Source organism: Mycobacterium sp. SA01, assembly GCF_041287105.1.
Taxonomy (GTDB): Bacteria; Actinomycetota; Actinomycetes; order Mycobacteriales; family Mycobacteriaceae; genus Mycobacterium.
Map to the genome: position 1 here is coordinate 75,758 of NZ_JBGGNO010000019.1, position 16,776 is coordinate 92,533.

The 16,776-nt window shown below is 65.6% G+C and carries 15 protein-coding genes; 4 read left to right on the top strand and 11 right to left on the bottom strand.

All coding sequences use genetic code 11. The annotated features are described in order from the left end of the window. Window positions 1-178: 178 nt before the first annotated feature. Both AB4879_RS16315 and AB4879_RS16320 read left to right on the top strand, forming a co-directional pair. A complete protein-coding gene (locus AB4879_RS16315; RefSeq protein ID WP_370508414.1) occupies window positions 179-1,561 on the top strand; it encodes an acyl-CoA dehydrogenase family protein in 1,383 nt (460 codons plus the stop codon). 33 nt (window positions 1,562-1,594) lie between these two features. Next, on the top strand, window positions 1,595-2,809 hold the full coding sequence (locus AB4879_RS16320; protein ID WP_370508415.1) for an acyl-CoA dehydrogenase family protein: 1,215 nt from the start codon (window positions 1,595-1,597) through the stop codon (window positions 2,807-2,809). Here the strand turns inward: AB4879_RS16320 and AB4879_RS16325 are convergent, their stop codons facing one another. Next, entirely contained in the window at window positions 2,810-3,661 is an 852-nt protein-coding gene (locus AB4879_RS16325) for an oxidoreductase (protein WP_370508416.1), read from the bottom strand. It lies immediately after the preceding gene. Window positions 3,662-3,847: 186 nt separating this feature from the next. Between AB4879_RS16325 and AB4879_RS16330 the strand changes: the two genes are divergently transcribed. Beyond that, window positions 3,848-4,219, top strand: a complete 372-nt coding sequence (locus AB4879_RS16330) for a MarR family winged helix-turn-helix transcriptional regulator (RefSeq protein ID WP_370508417.1) — start codon at window positions 3,848-3,850, stop codon at window positions 4,217-4,219. A 3-nt stretch (window positions 4,220-4,222) separates the two neighbouring features. Here the strand turns inward: AB4879_RS16330 and AB4879_RS16335 are convergent, their stop codons facing one another. Genes AB4879_RS16335 through AB4879_RS16365 form a run of 7 tightly spaced genes read right to left on the bottom strand, consistent with a single transcriptional unit; the run spans window position 4,223 to window position 11,550 of the window. Continuing rightward, window positions 4,223-6,505, bottom strand: a complete 2,283-nt coding sequence (locus AB4879_RS16335) for a molybdopterin-dependent oxidoreductase (protein WP_370508418.1) — start codon at window positions 6,503-6,505, stop codon at window positions 4,223-4,225. 39 nt (window positions 6,506-6,544) lie between these two features. Then, entirely contained in the window at window positions 6,545-7,210 is a 666-nt protein-coding gene (locus AB4879_RS16340) for an FMN-binding negative transcriptional regulator (RefSeq protein ID WP_370508419.1), read from the bottom strand. Between the two features lies 1 nt (window position 7,211). Further along, entirely contained in the window at window positions 7,212-7,949 is a 738-nt protein-coding gene (locus AB4879_RS16345) for a B3/4 domain-containing protein (protein WP_370508828.1), read from the bottom strand. After that, a complete protein-coding gene (locus tag AB4879_RS16350; RefSeq protein WP_370508420.1) occupies window positions 7,949-8,551 on the bottom strand; it encodes a helix-turn-helix domain-containing protein in 603 nt (200 codons plus the stop codon). The genes AB4879_RS16345 and AB4879_RS16350 overlap by 1 nt, the downstream gene beginning before the upstream one ends. Before the next feature lie 36 nt (window positions 8,552-8,587). Then, entirely contained in the window at window positions 8,588-10,042 is a 1,455-nt protein-coding gene (locus tag AB4879_RS16355) for an aldehyde dehydrogenase (RefSeq protein WP_370508421.1), read from the bottom strand. A 15-nt stretch (window positions 10,043-10,057) separates the two neighbouring features. Next, window positions 10,058-11,338 carry a cytochrome P450 gene (locus tag AB4879_RS16360; RefSeq protein WP_370508422.1) on the bottom strand — a complete coding sequence of 427 codons (1,281 nt, stop codon included), beginning with the start codon at window positions 11,336-11,338 and terminating at the stop codon, window positions 10,058-10,060. Next, window positions 11,335-11,550: a ferredoxin gene (locus tag AB4879_RS16365; protein WP_370508423.1), complete on the bottom strand. Its 216-nt coding sequence runs from the start codon at window positions 11,548-11,550 to the stop codon at window positions 11,335-11,337. The genes AB4879_RS16360 and AB4879_RS16365 overlap by 4 nt, the downstream gene beginning before the upstream one ends. A gap of 137 nt (window positions 11,551-11,687) precedes the next feature. On the opposite strand from AB4879_RS16365, the gene AB4879_RS16370 reads away from it, so the two are divergent. Further along, the gene (locus tag AB4879_RS16370) at window positions 11,688-12,287 is read left to right on the top strand and encodes a TetR/AcrR family transcriptional regulator (RefSeq protein WP_370508424.1); all 600 of its coding nucleotides are present in this window, start codon (window positions 11,688-11,690) and stop codon (window positions 12,285-12,287) included. Here AB4879_RS16370 and AB4879_RS16375 read toward each other — a convergent pair. From AB4879_RS16375 to AB4879_RS16385, 3 genes are all read right to left on the bottom strand, one after another. Further along, on the bottom strand, window positions 12,280-13,119 hold the full coding sequence (locus tag AB4879_RS16375) for a mycofactocin-coupled SDR family oxidoreductase (protein ID WP_370508425.1): 840 nt from the start codon (window positions 13,117-13,119) through the stop codon (window positions 12,280-12,282). The genes AB4879_RS16370 and AB4879_RS16375 overlap by 8 nt on opposite strands. Window positions 13,120-13,324: 205 nt before the next feature. Then, window positions 13,325-15,547: a hypothetical protein gene (locus tag AB4879_RS16380; RefSeq protein ID WP_370508426.1), complete on the bottom strand. Its 2,223-nt coding sequence runs from the start codon at window positions 15,545-15,547 to the stop codon at window positions 13,325-13,327. 587 nt (window positions 15,548-16,134) lie between these two features. Next, entirely contained in the window at window positions 16,135-16,767 is a 633-nt protein-coding gene (locus AB4879_RS16385) for a TetR/AcrR family transcriptional regulator (protein ID WP_370508427.1), read from the bottom strand. Between the last annotated feature and the right edge of the window lie 9 nt (window positions 16,768-16,776).

The window sequence follows — 16,776 nt, forward strand, 5'->3', positions numbered from 1 at the left end:
ACACTCGGCATCCGCGGCGCGTCCACTGTGCGAGTAGAGCGCTACCCGATCTCGAGCCGGTGTGACCGACCCAACACAAGCCGCGGCTCGCCGGGGCTCCGATATCTACCTTACTTTGGAGTAAGATAGGCTCCAGCGAGATCTGACCAGCACGCCCACCATCGACGAGGCTGCCACCATGACCAACACCCTTCCCCCCAAATCCGCCAGCACACGCGCCCGCGACAGCGCGGTCGGGCAGTACAAACACAAGCGCTCCCTGACCGACATCGGCCTGGCGCTGGTCACCCCACTGATGGGGCAGGACTTCCTGGACCGTTATCACCTGCGCGACCCGCTGAACCGCGGCCTGAAGTACGGGGTCAAGCAGGCGTTCTCCACCGCGGGCGCGGCCACCCGGCAGTTCAAGAAGGTCCAGGGCATCGGCAAGGCGCCGGCCCGGCTGCGACCCAGCGGCGCAGACTATTTCGACCTCACCCCCGACGACGACCAGAAGATGATCGTCGCGACCGTCGACGAGTTCGCCGAGGAAATTCTGCGTCCGGCCGCTCACGACGCCGACGACGCCGCGACCTATCCCGCCGATCTGATCGCCAAAGCGGCCGAGCTCGGCATCACGGCCATCAACATCCCCGAAGACTTCGACGGCATCGCCGAGCAGCGCACCACCGTCACCAACGCGTTGGTGGCCGAGGCGCTCGCCTACGGCGACATGGGCCTTGCGCTGCCGATCCTGGCGCCCGGTGGCGTGGCCTCGGCACTGACCCACTGGGGCAGCGCCGACCAGCAGGCCACGTACCTCCGCGAATTCGCCGGCGAGAACGTGCCGCAGGCCTGCGTGGCGATCGCCGAACCGCACGCCCTCTTCGATCCGACCGCGCTGAAGACCACCGCGGTACGGACTCCGAGCGGCTACCGCCTCGACGGCGTGAAATCGCTGGTTCCCGCCGCCGCCGATGCCGAATTGTTCATCGTGGCAGCACAACTCGACGGCAAGCCGGCGTTGTTCATCGTCGAGGCCTCGGCTGCCGGCCTGACCGTCACCGCCGACCCCAGCATGGGGATCCGGGCCGCGGCGTTGGGCCGGGTGGCATTGGACAAGGTGTCGGTGCCTCTGTCGGCCCGCCTCGGCGAGGACGGGGCGTCCGACGCGGACTATTCCGAAGCAATCGCGTTGTCCCGCTTGGGCTGGGCAGCGCTGGCGGTCGGCACCTCACACGCGGTGCTCGACTATGTCATCCCCTACGTCAAAGAGCGCGAGGCATTCGGCGAGCCGATCGCCCGCCGCCAGGCCGTCGCGTTCATGTGCGCCAACATCGCCATCGAGCTCGATGGCCTGCGGTTGATCACCTGGCGCGGCGCCGCCCGGGCCGAGCGTGGCCTGCCGTTCATCCGCGAGGCCGCACTGGCCAAGAAGCTGGGCACCGATAAGGGCATGCAGATCGGCCTGGACGGGGTGCAGCTACTCGGTGGCCACGGCTTCACCAAGGAGCACCCGGTGGAACGCTGGTACCGCGATCTGCGGGCCATCGGCGTCGCCGAGGGTGTCGTCGTCCTCTAACCGCCCGCCGGCCAACGAACGGAAAAGACTGACATGGCAATCAATCTCGAACTGCCGCGCAAGCTGGAAGCCGTGATCGAGAAGGCGCACCAGGGCGCCGCGGAGATGTTGCGGCCGATCTCACGCAAGTACGACGTCGCCGAACACGCCTACCCCGTCGAATTGGACACCCTGGCGACGTTGTTCGAGGGAATCTCCGAAGCCAACACGATCTCGTTCGCGGGCACGGAGGCATTCCGCGACAGCGACGACGGCCCGAAGGGAAACATCAACGGCGGCAACATGTCCGCGTTGCTCAATGCCCTCGAGATCTCCTGGGGTGACATCGCTCTGCTGCTGTCGGTGCCCCGCCAGGGCCTCGGCAACGCTGCGATCTCCGGAGTGGCCACCGACGAGCAGTTGGAGCGGCTGGGCAAGAACGTCTGGGCCGCCATGGCGATCACCGAGCCGTCGTTCGGTTCAGACTCGGCGGCGGTGTCGACGACGGCGGTGCTCGACGGCGACGAATACGTGATCAACGGCGAGAAGATCTACGTCACTGCCGGCTCGCGCGCCACCCACATCGTGGTGTGGGCGACGCTGGACAAGTCCAAGGGCCGGGCGGCGATCAAGTCGTTCATCGTGCCGCGCGAGCACCCTGGGGTCACCGTCGAGCGTCTCGAGCACAAGCTCGGCATCAAGGCCTCCGACACCGCGGCCATCCGGTTCGAGAACGCCCGCATCCCCAAGGAGAACCTGCTGGGGAGCCCGGAGATCGAGGTGGAGAAGGGTTTTGCCGGGGTCATGGAGACCTTCGACAACACCCGGCCGATCGTGGCCGCGATGGCGGTCGGGGTGGCCCGCGCCGCCCTCGAGGAACTGCGCACGATCCTGACCGAGGCCGGTGTGGAGATCTCTTACGACAAGCCCGCCCACGCCCAGAGTGCCGCTGCTGCGGAATTCCTTCGCATGGAAGCCGACTGGGAGGCCGGTTACCTGTTGACCGTGCGCTCAGCGTGGCAAGCCGACAATGCGATCCCGAACTCCAAGGAAGCGTCCATGGGCAAGGCCAAGGCCGCCCGCGTCGCCAGCGACGTCACTCTCAAAGCTGTCGAATTAGCCGGTACAGCAGGCTATTCCGAGCAGACGCTGCTGGAGAAGTGGGCTCGCGACTCGAAGATCCTGGACATCTTCGAGGGCACGCAGCAGATCCAACAGCTGGTGGTCGCCCGCCGACTGCTCGGGCTGTCCTCGACCGAACTCAAGTAGTCACGCGACAGCGGTCAGCTCTCGCTGGGCCTGCTCGTCGAGTTCGATACCGGCGACGGCGAGGTTCTCCTCCAGGTGGTCCAGCGAGGACGTGCCGGGAATGAGCAGCACGTTGTCGGCGATGCCCAGTGTCCACGCCAGTGCGATCTGCGCGGGCGTGTGACCGAGCCGTTCGGCCGCGCCGGTGACGAGGGGATGCGACAGCACGGGATTCACCTCATGGAACGCCGAGCCGAGTGGAAAGAACGGGACGAACGCGATACCGCGGGCCACGCATTCGTCGAGTACGGGCTGCGAGGACCGGTCCACCAGGTTGAACGGATTCTGGACGCACACGACGTCGGTGAGCTCCAGCGCGTGCAGCAGTTGCTCGTGAGTGACGTTGCTCAGTCCGACACCGGCGATCAGGCCGTCGTCGCGGGCGGTGATCATCGCACCGAGCTGATCGGTGAACAGCGCATCGGGTTCTGACTCCATCACCCGCAGGTTGACCGCGGCCAGCCGCTCGACACCGAGGGTGCGCAGATTCTCCTCGATGGCGGCGCGCAACCGGTGCGGCTCGGCGTCGGGAAGCCACGCCCCCTGATCGTCGCGCCGTGCGCCCACCTTGCTCACCAGCGCGAGATTGTCGGGATACGGGTGCAGCGCCTCGCGGATCAGCTCGTTGGCCACATCGGGCCCGTAGAACTGCGAGGTGTCGATGTGATCGACACCGGCGTCCACGGCGCGGCGCAACACCGCCAGCGCCTGCTCGCGATCCTTGGGCGGCCCGAATACGCCGGGACCGGGCAGCTGCATGGCGCCGAATCCGACGCGGTGGACCTGATAGCCGGCCAACGCAAAACGTGTCATGGGAAATCCTCCACTCACCGAGAATAGATTGACATCAAATTGTTTGATCTCAAACTATCTTGCTGGCGCGCTACGCTTCCTGTCAACCCAGGGAGGTGAAGCCACATTCCACGCTCAGCACACGACGCCGAATCCCGTCAGCGCGCCACCGACCTCGCCGACGCCTTCGGTCGAGCGGGCAAGACGTTGGTCCGCGCCCTCGACGAGCGGCTCGGTGACCACGGTGTCTCCACCCCCCGATCCAAGGTCCTGTTCGAGGTGGATCGCTGCGGACCGGTCCGGCTCACCGACCTGGCGCGCACCGTCGGCATCACCCAGGGCACCGCCTCCACCCTGACCGACGCGCTCGTCCGAGAAGGCTTGATCCAACGCTGCGCCGACGACTCCGACCGCCGGGTGACCCTGCTGCAGACCACCCCGACCGGCAGCCAGCAGGCGCAAGCCTGGGCCGGCGCGTACACCGCCGCGGCAGAGGAACTGTTCGGAATTCTCTCCGGCGAGGAGCAGCTGGCACTTACCGTACTGCTGCAGCGCCTTGCCGACTCGATCGACGGCTGAGTCTCAACCCGCTGCCCGAATCTGACACGGCACCCCGTTGACGACCTGAGTGTTGCTGGGGACGTCGAGCAGGTCGGGCGGGTTGAGCAGGTTGGAGTTCACGCCGGGATGATCGTTGGCGATGCCGAGCCGGCTGCCCGGCACACCGTGTCCCCAGCCGTGCGGCAGTGACACCACCCCGGGCATCATGTCGTCGCTGACCTCAACGGGCACAGCCACTTTCCCTTCCGACGTGCTGACCTCGGCCAGCTCGCCGTCGCCGACCCCGACGCGGCGGGCATCGTCCGGGTGCATCAGCAGCGTGCATCGGTCGCGGCCTCGCATCAGTGCGGGCACATTGTGCAGCCACGAGTTGTTCGACCGCAGATGTCGCCGACTGGTCAGCAGCAGCGACTCCTCGACTCGGTTCATCCGCGCCCGCAATCGAGGCACGTCGTCGACGAACAGGTCATGCAGCAGCTCGATGGCTCCCGACGGCGTGGTGACGGCCGAGTCGAGCCGGCCGCCCTCCAATTCGCCGAGTCGCAGGCCGTCGGGGTGCGCACGCACCTCGTCGAGGGTCAGGCCGCCGGGGGTGGCGCCCAGGCCGTCGCCCCAGGGGCCGAGCCGGATGTAGAGGTCGTATAAGCGTTCGGGTCCTTGGCCTTTCAGCACTCCCATCACCTCAGCCGGGTCGCGTCCGCTCAGCGGGGTCCCCGGCTGGGCGCACATGGTGGCGACCAGGCCCCCGGTGTAGAGGTCGTCCATCGCCCGGACGTCGACGTCCGGAATGGGGGTACCCAGCAGGGCGCCCGAAAGACGCAGCAGCACTTCCCATTCCGTCGGCCGAGAAGGATCCGGCGCAAACAGCGGCTCCGACCACTTCAGGCAGGAGGCGACAGCGTAGATCCAGTACAGGTCGTCGGCGTGCGGACGTTCCAGCGGTGAGAGCCCGGGGAAGATGACGTGCGCATGCCTGGTGGTCTCGTTGAGCCAATTGTCCACGCAGACAAAGGCCTCCAGGGAGGCCAGCGCCTCGTCGAGGCTGCCCGCCGCAGGCGCCGAGATCGCCGGGTTGCCCGCGACCGAGATCATCGCGCGGATACGTCCGTCGCCCGGCGTGAGGATCTCCTCGGCCAGGCAGCTCACCGGGAACTGGCCGAGCACTTCCCCGACGCCACGTACACGCGAGGTGAAGCGGCCGAACTCCCAGCGCGGGCCGGGCTGATCGGGCGGCTTCATGAACATCGGCGAGTACACCGCCGGGGTGGGGAACACCGCTCCCCCGCGCCGGTCGACCGCACCGAGCGCGGCGTTCAGCACGAACACCAGCCAGGTGGCCAAGGTGCCGAATTCCTGCGTACAGGCCCCGATCCGGCTGTACAGCACGGGATTCGACGCGGATGCCAGGTCGTGCGCAAGTGCGCGAATGGTCTCGGCGGGGATGCCGCTGGGTGCTGCCACGGCTTCCGGGGTGAATGGTTCGGCCAGGGCGATCACCCCGTCGAGTCCTTGGACCCGACCGTCGAGATGTGGATGGGCGCGCAGCAATCCGTCGGCGGCCAGCGTCCGCAGCACCGCGAAGAGCACCAGGGCGTCGGTGCCCGGGCGGATCGGCACCCAGTCGGTGGCGCGCTGCGCGGTCTCGGTGCGGCGGGGATCGATGACCACCACCCGACCGCCGCGCTTGCGGATGCCGGTCAGGTGGCCGACGACGTCGGGAGCCGAGAGCATCGATCCCTGCGAGGCCGCGGGGTTCGCGCCGATGACGACGAGGTGATCGGTGCGGGCCAGGTCCGGGATCGGCGCGTTCCACATTCCGCCGAAGAGCAGGGTGCCGACGACGTTCAGCGGCCACTGGTCGACCGTGCCCGGCGAGTAGTACGCGCCCATCCCGGCCGCGGCGCCCATCCCGACGAGGGCGCCGATGTAGGAACTCAGGCCCAGGTTGTGCGCCACCGGGTTGCCGACGTACACCGTGACCGCCCGCGCACCGTCGCTGTCCAGCACCGGTCGGAGTACCCGCTCCGCTTCGGCGAACGCCTCGTCCCAGGAGACGGCGACGTGGGTCCCGTCCGGCTGCCTCACCAGCGGCGACCGCAACCGGTCCGGGTCGTCATGCAGCTGCCCGAGCACCGTGCCCTTGGGGCAGATGTGCCCTGCCGACCACACGTCGTCGGGGTTGCCGCGGATGTCGGTGACCCGGTCGCCGTCGACGGTGACCCGTAGCCCGCACATGGCTTCGCAGAGCGGGCACGTCACGCGGCGGACGGCGCCGTCGATCTCATCCGACTTCTGTCTGGACACCTGTCCATGTTAGGGGCGGGCACGGGCCAGGCACAACGGTCAGGAGTCGGACCGGCGAGCCCGCCAGTCGCCGATCGCCGACAGCCGCCGCCGCTGCTGGGCGGCGGCGCCGGCGTCCAGACCGCGATCGCGCTCCTCAAGTCGGTCGATCACCCGCTCTCGATGCTCGACGGGGTTGCCGTCGTCGTACTTGAACTTCGCTTCGACCCGCTCGACGGTGAGTCGCACGCCGCGGATGCCCGGCAGCATCCGGCCGTAGGGGTGCTGCCCTTCGGCCACCTCGGCATGGCGGCCTTCAGGCTGGAAGTCGGCAAGCTGAGACCGCAGTATCCCCACCTTGCCCTGCGGATCGTCGATGATCGTTGGGCGACAGACGAATTGGACAGAGGCGTAGTAGCTGGTCGGCACTCCGTCCTCGTCAGGGCCGCCGGCCTTCGCACGCCAGTAGGTCGGGATGTAGGCATAGTCACCGATCACCGCGACCCGCACCTGTGCGGCCGCTTCCAGGTGCGGCCAGACCGGATTGGGCCGCGCGAGGTGGATCAGCAACTCCTCGCCTGCCACCGTGAAATGGGTGGGCACCAGCACAGGGGCCTGCATGGGGTCGACGTTGTTGACCGCGAGGACGCCGAACCGGTCGGTCGAGGCCAACCAATCCCGCCATTCGGCGTTGTCCAGCGCGGCATCCCAGGGATGGATCAGCATGTCATTCTCCTCGATTGTTATCCGAGCCGGAGATGAGTCGGCGCTCGACGCGGACATTAGGCCCCAACTCGTTGAGGTGTGCATTTAAATCGTCTGCGGCAGCGACCAATTCGACGTCCGACATCGGCCCGAGAGCATCGAGGATGAAGAGCGCGGCGGTGGTGTCCGCACTCAGTTGGGTACGCCGCGCCTGGCGCCAATTCCACCGGCGGCATGTCACGCCGGCATCGTCGCACCAAACCACCTCGCCAGGTTCCGGATGGTCGATCACAGGACCGCCATCGGCCACGGTGTCGAACGGTTCAGTCCCCAGCGCCCGCACCAAACGTGGCGCGCCGATGTACCGCGTCAGGTCCTCGCCGCCCACAGGAAGCTGATGCATGACCGACACCGCGTTGTACAAATCGGTGAGCCGGTTGACCCTCGGCAAGCCAGACTCAGCTCGGCGAATCAACGCCTCGACACTGTTGCGGGTACGTTGTGGCTTTGCGCCGAAACTTCGGTATGCCTCCCGCCATGCAGCGACATGCGCCAGTTCCTCCACCGGCCTTCCGCAACGGCGTTGACGGACAGCAGCTTCAGCGCACGCCAATAGCGCGTCGCTCGCATCATCCGTCGGCCCCGGTGACAGCCCGTCGACGGCCAGGAGCAGGGCTCGGTAATCGGGTCGCAGGGTGAACACCGCATCCTCGACGTGGGCACCGGCCAGGGTCTGTCTGAGCGTCGCGTTCGCAGCCATCACGCGCCGCTGGTTTGCGCGGCGCCCGAGCCGACGCCCGGCTCGAAGACAGCCAGGCTGAAGCGCGCCGGCCGGCCGCCCGCATTGACGTAGGAATGCGACACGTCGCCACCGAACGTCATCGCGTCGCCGACGCGAAGGGTCGCCGACTGATCGCCGATAGTGACCGTGACCGAACCCTGATGGACCTGAATCAGTTCCTTGGTGCCCGGCATGTGGGCATCGCTGATGTGCGCGTCACTAGGCCCCAGGGTCCAGTCCCACAATTCGACGACATCGGGAGGCGCCGTACCGGCCACCAGCACGCCTTGGCCGCCGTGTTCGCCGCTCCACAGCGTCGCGCCCTCCCCGCGCCGGGTGACCTTCACCGTCGCCACATGGGGCGGCTCCACCAGCGCTGGCAGGCCGATGCCCAGCGCATCACTGAGTCGAAGCAGCGTGCCCACGCTCGGGTTGACCTCGCCCTGTTCGACGCTGATCACCATTCGCCGGCTCACGCCCGCTGTTTCAGCCAACTGGTCGAGAGTCCACGCGCGCGACAGGCGCTCGCGCCTCACGCGGGTACCGATCACCGTGGCGAGAGCTGCCGCACTGCCATCCATGCAGTGCACTATATCGCACTAATAGTGCACTAATCCTTAGAGCTGCGCGTAGACCGTTTTGGTCTGCAGGTAGCTCTCGATACCCGCGCGGCCCCACTCGTAACCCCAGCCCGACTGCTTGTAGCCGCCGAACGGCATCGAGTGGTCGAAGACCATCTGGCAGTTCAGCGTGACGGTGCCCGATTGGATTCGCTTGGCCAGCCGGTGCGCCCGGGAGATGTCCTTGGTCCACACGGTAGCGGCCAGGCCGTAGTCGGAGTTGTTGGCCTGGGCGACGACCTCGTCATCGTCGTCGAACGGTAGGACCGCGACGACGGGTCCGAAGATCTCCTGCTGATACAGCCGCATCCCGGGGTCCACGTCGGTCAGCACCGTGGGGTGTACGAAGTATCCTCTTCGGTCGAGGCGATGCCCCCCGGTCACCACCTCGACGCCGTCGCGTTTGCCTTCGTCGATATAGCCCACCACGCGACCCAGTTGCTTCTCGCTGATCAGCGGTCCGATCAGAGCATTTTCATCTTTCGGGCCGCCGAGCTGCACCGAGTTGGCCATGGCGGCCACCGACTCAACGACCTGGTCGTACACCTTGCGATGAGCGAAAATCCTTGAGCCGCAGATACATCCCTGCCCGGAGTGGATGAAGATGCCCATCGACGCCATCGTGGTGGCCATGCCGAGGTCGGCGTCGTCGTAGATCAGCACCGGCGATTTCCCGCCGAGCTCGAGGGTCACGCGCTTCAGATTGCCTGCCGACGCCTGCACGATTCGCTTGCCGATTTCGGTCGATCCGGTGAACGCTATCTTGTCGACACCGGGATGCTCGGCCAATGCCGCACCCGCCGTGTAGCCATACCCGGTGACCAGGTTGACCACCCCCTCGGGGATACCGGCCTGCTGCAGGATCCGGATCAGCAGTAGTGCCGAAAGCGGTGTCTCCTCAGCGGGTTTGACAACACTACTGCAGCCTGCAGCCAGCGACGGCGCGAGCTTGGCGCAGAAATTGAAGATCGGACCGTTCCACGGGAAGATCAGGCCGACCACACCGTAGGGCTCCTTGAGGGTGTAGGCGTGCATGTTCGAGAACGCACCGGTGATGCCGCCGGTCTGCTGCACATCGTGGGCAATGCCTTCGAGCTTGGTGCACCAACCGGCGTAATAGCGGAACATTTCCGCGCAGGTCGAGGTGATCATGTTCGCCTGCATGTACGGCATGCCGGTGTTGAACGAGTCGATCTCGGCCAAGTCAGCGGCGTGCTGATCTATCAGGTCGGCAACGCGCCACAGCACTTTCGCGCGCTCGTTGCCGGGCAAGTGAGACCACACCCCGGAGTCGAAGCTGTCCCTGGCTCGATCGACCGCCTCGTTGACAGCCTCGGCGCCGCCGTCGGCGAAGTCAGCGATCGCCTCCTCGGTGACCGGGTTGATGATCTGGATGCGCTCTCCGGCGCCGGGGCGCTGCGCGATCTCGTCCAGAACGGACTGCAAGGTCATGGAAACTTCCTTGGTTCAGGCGACGGGCGTGAAGGTGAGATGCAGTTCGCTCAGGCCGCGCAGCAGGAACGTCGGCTCGTAGCGATAGCGCCGGTCACCGGCGGGTCCATGCCGTGTCTCGTCGATGCCGATGTCGCTCATGCGATCCAGCAGCCGATTCAGCGTCACCTTCGCCTCGACGCGGGCCAGCGGTGCGCCGGCGCAGGTGTGGATGCCGCGACCGAACGTGATGTGCTCGCGGACGTTCTTGCGGTCGAGATGGAACTCGTCGGGGTTCTCGAACTTCCGTGGGTCGCGATTGGCCGCACCGAGGCAAAGCATCAGCACGGTCCCGGCCTTGATGTCCACGCCGCCGAGGTTGGTGGTCTTGCGCGCCAGCCGGAAGTCGACCTTGGTGGGGCTCTCGATACGCAGCGATTCCTCGATGAAGTTGCCGATCAGACTGCGGTCGGCGCGCAGCTTGTCCTGCAGGTCGGGGCGCTCGGCCAACACCCGGGTCGACGCGCTGAGCAGCTTGACGACGGTCTCCTGTCCCGCGGCGAACAGGAACGTCGCGGCGCGCACGACGTCGACGACGTCTGGTGTCGTACCGTCCGGGTAGGTCGCTGCGGCAAGCGAATTCAGCACGTCCTCCCGCGGGTGCTGGCGGCGGTCGTTGATGTAGCCGGTGAACTTTGCGTCGAGCCACTCCAGTGGATTGACCGCGACCGGGGTGTGATCGAGCGCGCCAACGGCACTTCCGGGTTCCTTGCCCGCCCCCAGGCTCGCCCGGAACTCCGCGCGGTCATCGTCGGGTACACCCAGCAGGTCTGCGATCACGAGCGTGGCGAAGGGCTTGCCGTATTGGGCCAGCAGCTCGCACTTTCCGTTGCCGATGAACTCGTCGAGCTGGCGGTCGGCCAGCTCCCACATGAAGTCTTCGTTCTCCTTCAGCCGGGCCGGGGTCAGCAGCCGACTGAGCAGCGAGCGGGCCCGGGTGTGCTCCGGCGGGTCCATCACCACCATCATCTCGTTGATGGGGAACAGGTGTCGGTGCGCATCGATCTGGGCTGAGATGTCGTCGCCCTCTGGCTCGAACGGTAACGGCGGGAAAGGACCGCCGATGGCGTTGACAGCCGAAAAGCTCTCGTAATCTTTGAATGCCGCTACGGCCTCGTCGTATCCGGTGACGGCCACGACTCCGTAGTTGGGCTCGCGGAAGACGGGATTCTGCGAACGGATGTAGTCCAGGTAGTCGTAAGGGTTCTGCGCGATGGCCTGGTCGGAGAAATAGTCGGCAGCTGCCAAATCGGTCATTCTTGGGGGCCTTTCACGATGCTGATGGCCTGGCGAGGGCACGCCGCCACCGCGGCCTCGACCTGCTCGCGCAGCTCGTCAGCGGGTGCGGCGAGGCAGGTCGCCAGATCGTCGGACCCGACGTCGAAGACTTCGGCGGCCAACTCGACACAAAGGGCATGGCCCTCGCACAGGTCACGGTCGACCTGGACGCGCCAATGAGCCGCCGTCATCGATCCCTCCATATTTGTTCTTTTGATCGATCGATCAAATTTGCAAGACATGCTTACCATGCCTGGAATTGACGGGTCAAGAGTCGTGCACATGGCCGTCTAGCCAAGCGCGCAACACTCCTGACAAGATGGCCGCTATGGCGTCGACACCAAAAAGCAAGGACAAAGACGCCGGCGCGCGCGAACGCTTGATGGCGGCGACTGCTCACATCATGCGCGAGGAGGGCTACGCCGCCGCGACGTCTCGGCGGGTGGCGGCTCGAGCCGGGGTCCGATCCGCGTTGGTGTACTACTACTTCCCGACAATGGACGATCTGTTCGTCGCCGTACTGCAAGCGGGATCTGAAGCATCGCTGGCGAAGATCCGTCAGGCGATCACCGCCGACGAGCCACTGCGGGCGTTGTGGTCTATCAACACCGACCCGCGATGGACCAGTTTGTATAGCGAGTTCGTCGCGCTGGCCAACCATCGGAAGGTGATCAGCGCTGAGCTCAAGTCCTACGCCGAACGGGTCCGAGACATCGAAACCGCCGCCGCGACAGTCGCTCTGCGCGGTCACGGCGTCGACCTCACCATGTTTCCCCCCGTGGCGATCTCGATGCTCGTTGCACAGACCGCACGCAGCCTGTGCAACGAGAGCGCAATCGGGATGACGGAGGGTCACGCAGAATTGCGCGAACTGGTTGAGCGCTTGCTGGCTCGGTTTTCCTCCACCGAACAGGCGCAAGCTACTTGAGCATGCTCCCGCCGTCGACCGTCATCGGCAGCCCCGTCACGAATCGGGATTCGTCAGAGGCCAGGAACAGCACCGCATTACTGATGTCGACCGGTTCGACCCAACCTATCGGCAGCACGTGCATCATTTGAGCGACGACGGCCATGTCGTCGGGGCCCGGGTTTTCCAGGTCGGGCCGGAACAGTTTCATGGTGCCCTCGTTCATGAACAGCGGGGTGTTCACGTTGGTCGGATGCACCGAGTTCACTCGTATCGAGTGGTGCCCTAGCTCGACGGCGAAAGTGCGCATCAGACCGACCACGCCATGCTTAGCGGCGATGTAGTGACCCGTGTGCGGGTATGCCTTCAGTCCACCAACCGAGCTGGTCAGGATGATGGAGCCGCCGCCACCCCCGGCGATCAGATGCGGTACAGCAGCTTTCACGCTCTTCCACACGCCAGAGAGGTTGACGTCGATCATGTCATTCCAGTCAGCCTCACTCGTGAGGTCCAGCGTCTGTCCACCGTTGCCGATGCCCGCGTTGGCGACGATGATGTCCAGCCGGCCCAGCTGCTCGACACCGCTGTCCACCGCGGCCTTCACGGCAGCGTAGTCACGCACATCGACCTCAGCGGTCACGACGCGGCGGTTGAGGTTCTTCACCAGATCCGCGGTCTCGGCGAGGTCATCCGGTGTGGGCGCGGGAATGTCCTCGTTACTGCTGATGCGCTTGCAAACATCGATCGCGATGATGTCGGCGCCCTCCTCGGCCAACCGAACCGCGTGACTGCGGCCCTGACCCCGCGCAGCTCCCGTAATGAAAGCGACCTTGCCCTCAACTCTTCCAGCCATGAAACCCTCGTCTCGTAGAACGTTGGCGCGCACCGCGCCGGACGGCATGCGATCACACTTTGATCGATCGATCAATAGTGTCGTAGCGGCGCTGGCGGTGTCAAGGTCGACGGATGTAGATCTGGATGTTCTTGCTACTCAGGGAAGTAGCGAGGCTGACCGTGTTGAGCACAGCGACGCCCAACCCGTCTAACGATCCCAACTCCTAGGCGCTCTGCTGCGCGTCGGTGGCCTTGGCCGGATCCGGCAGGCCCTCGATGTCACCGTCGACGTTTGACACGATGTAGCCGGTCAGCGTCTGCTGGAAGGCGTTGATCGTCGCGTCGGCGTGCAGGTAGCCGGTGTGCGCACCGGTCACCGTGATGTTGGCCAGGTAGTGCACGGACGACTGGTTCGGCAGGTAGTCGGCCGACTCGGTGCCGTTCAGGATCATCCCGTCCTCGTTCACATAGTCCGTGTACGTGACCGTGCGGACCGTCTTGGTCGCATCGTTCGGATCCGGGGCTTCGACGACCACGGCGGTCCCGCCGTTCTTGCCGGTGTAGGTTCCGACCGGATCCAGCGGTGTGGTGCTCGGATGGTACGTGCTCAGTGCCGGTGCCCACGACGACGAATCCGGGGTGGTGCGATCGGCCGCCACCGACCCAACGCTGGTGGTGTACTTCAGGTTTGCGATCACCAATCGTGACTGAGTCGGGTCGGAGACGCTGGACTCCCAGAACGTGACCGCAGTTCCGTCGGTGTTCCAGCTGGGCATGCTGCGGGCGGCCCATCCGTCACCGGTGTCGAACAGCGGGATTCCGTTCTCCCGGTTGAGTTCATCGCCGACCTGGACAGCCCACTCCTGATTGGAGACGTTGACCGGAGTCGCGTAGTAGCCGTAGACCGGCGCCGCTACGTACACCGGAAGCAGGCTCTGCCGCACGATTCTGGTCATCGGCGTCAGCGCGTTCAGACCGCGCGTACTGCCGATGGCGATCCACTGCTGGTTTGGCGAGTAGTCCATGTCCTCGTCGTAGTCGAGGTTGGCGGTCACCCGGGTGATGTTGCCCGTGGCCAGGTCGACCACGATGTCATCGGCGTTGCCTTGGTCGTAAGACCCGCCGAGGATGACCACACCCTTGCCATCCGGCGTCCACTGCTTGCCCTCGCCGGTGGGGAACACCACCCTCGGGTCGGTCACGTCATACTCGTTCGTGGTGGAGTTGTACTCTAAGCCGCCCACCACCGGAACGATTTGCAGCACGCCCGTGGCGCCGTTGAGCATGATCCGGCTGAAGAGCACATGCTGACCGTCCGGCGAGATCCGCATCTCACGTTGGGCGTTTACGGCAATGACGCCCGGAGCACTGGCTGGGGTGACGATCGGGATCAGCTCGGCTCCGCTGTCCCCCTGTTGCAGAACGGAATACGTCGGCCCAGACTGGGCGCCGCTGTCGACGAGCACCACGACCCGCCCTGAGCCGTCGGTGAACGGCACCGGCTTGCCCAGATTCGCGGTCACGCTGGGGGCGACCCCACAGGTGAGACATGTGGCGTTCGTGCCGTCGATGTTGATCTGGTAGATCTCCTGACGGGTCGCGCCTGCCGGGATGGCCGCGAAGTAGATGGACTGCCCATCCTCGGAGTAACGCGGGTTGACCGGTTTGGTCACGCCGGCGGGCATGGCCAGAATGGCCCGCTGCACAGTGGGGTTGAGGACCGTCACAGTCTCCGCGGCCTGAGCGCTATGGGAGCTGAGCGGGGTTAGGATGTTGAACTTACCGTCGGACACCGCCACCGTGAACGAATCAGTCTGTGCAGCATCGTAATTGATGTCATTCGGGACGTAGGTATAGTTGCCGGTGGCCTGGTCGATTGTCAGGGTGCCGTACTTCGGGCCCTGGGTGACGGTGTACCTCAGCGCGTCACCTTCGATGTCGGTGGCGCCGATGTTGCCAGTCACGGTCTGCCCGGTCTGCACGGTCGTGGTCGGGTCCCCGATCATCGGTGCCTGATTGAACAGATCGCGCCGCACCGCACCCAGCACTGCCCAGACCAGCGGTACCACCGGTCCCGGAGTAGCCGGCGGCGAGTTCAGGAACGGGTTGAGCAATGAGGTGATGACGTGGTTGAGGAACCCGATAGGCCCCGCGGGCGCCGCCGGGTTCGGCGTCAGGCCCGCGGTGTTCGATGTCGCGCCCGCGGCGCTCGGATGGTTGACCAGAGGGGCGTGCGCCGCGCCAACCCGCGCTGGCACCACGATGACCGAAGATGCGTCGAGGGAGGCCGCGGCGGACTCGGTGACGGGCTTCGGCTCGGTTGCGACTGCACGTGTTGCCGACTGCGACGTCGCTGCGACGGTCACCGCCGTCGTCACGACGGTGGCTGACGGCGATTTCTGAGCCGTCGCCGGTGCGCTCGACTTCGATCCGCCAGTACTGGTCACTTGACCAATAGACGACTTCGCCGTTCCGCTGCGGGGCTTCGCGCCGGTGTTCGACCGGCGCGCGGAGTGAGCCGACGACGAATCAGAGCCACCCGACGAATCGGAAGACGATGCGGATGGCGACGTTCCGCCCGATGAGCCGGACCCGGTGTCCGCCGATGCGACCCCGTAGCCCGCGGCCAGTGCACCAAAGAACCAAACCGCCAACGCCATCCCGCCGTAGCCGCCGAACTTTACAGCCGCGCGCGCGGTACTGCGGTGCGGTGCAGATTCGCGCGGCTCGCCCGACGGGACCGAAACGAACAACGGGTTGACGCGGCCAGCTGCGTCGGACATGGCTTGCCTCCGAGGGTGTGATGTGCTGATCGATCGACCAAATATGTGGTGTGATGAACTTCATAACAGTGCGGGTGAAGCCGTGTCAAGAACATCGACAGATATTGGGTGCCGAAGAGTTCAGCTACTTGCGCATCACACAGCAGAGGTCAGAACACGTTGCAGTACAGACTTTTACCGGCCCAACGAGGACTGCGGCGGGCCTCACCGCGTCGATGACTTGGTAGCCGGATCGCCCTACCGCGCAAAGGTCAGTGGTTGCCTTTGGCCAACAACGCGAACTGCGCCTCGATGAAGTGTTCCAGCTCGTCGTGTCCGCGCGTCAGGCCGACGGCGGTCTCATTGCCCACGCTGCGTGCGATCTGCGCAACCAACATCGATATCACCACCGGCGGATACGCTTCAAGGTCTACGCCGTAGGACCGCAACGACATTGTCACCGCCGCTGTCTCGATGTCGCGGACCCGTTCGGCGAAATGCCGCAGCTCGGCGCCGATCACCTTGCGATGGTTGGCAAGTGCCATCAATTCAGTACTCATCACGGTCTGGCGTGGGTCACTGTTGATCCGCCACAGTGCACGAAGGGGATCTTCCTCGGTGAGTACCTTGCGCAGTTGCTCCAACGCGGCCTCTGCTCCCGATCGCAACACCGCCACGAAGAGATCGTCCATTGTCGGGAAGTAGTAATAAACCAGCGCCTGCTTCACGCCGGCCTTCGTCGCAACCCGTCGCGACGTTGCTGCGGCATAGCCTTCGTCGTGCATGATTTCTGCCGTTGCCTGTACGAGCCGCTGCCGGGTCCCACCGTCATCGACCTTCGGCCTTTCCGTGGCACGCCGAGGACCCGCCTTGCCTGACGGACCCTTTCGCGCCGCGGTGGTCACAGGGGCACC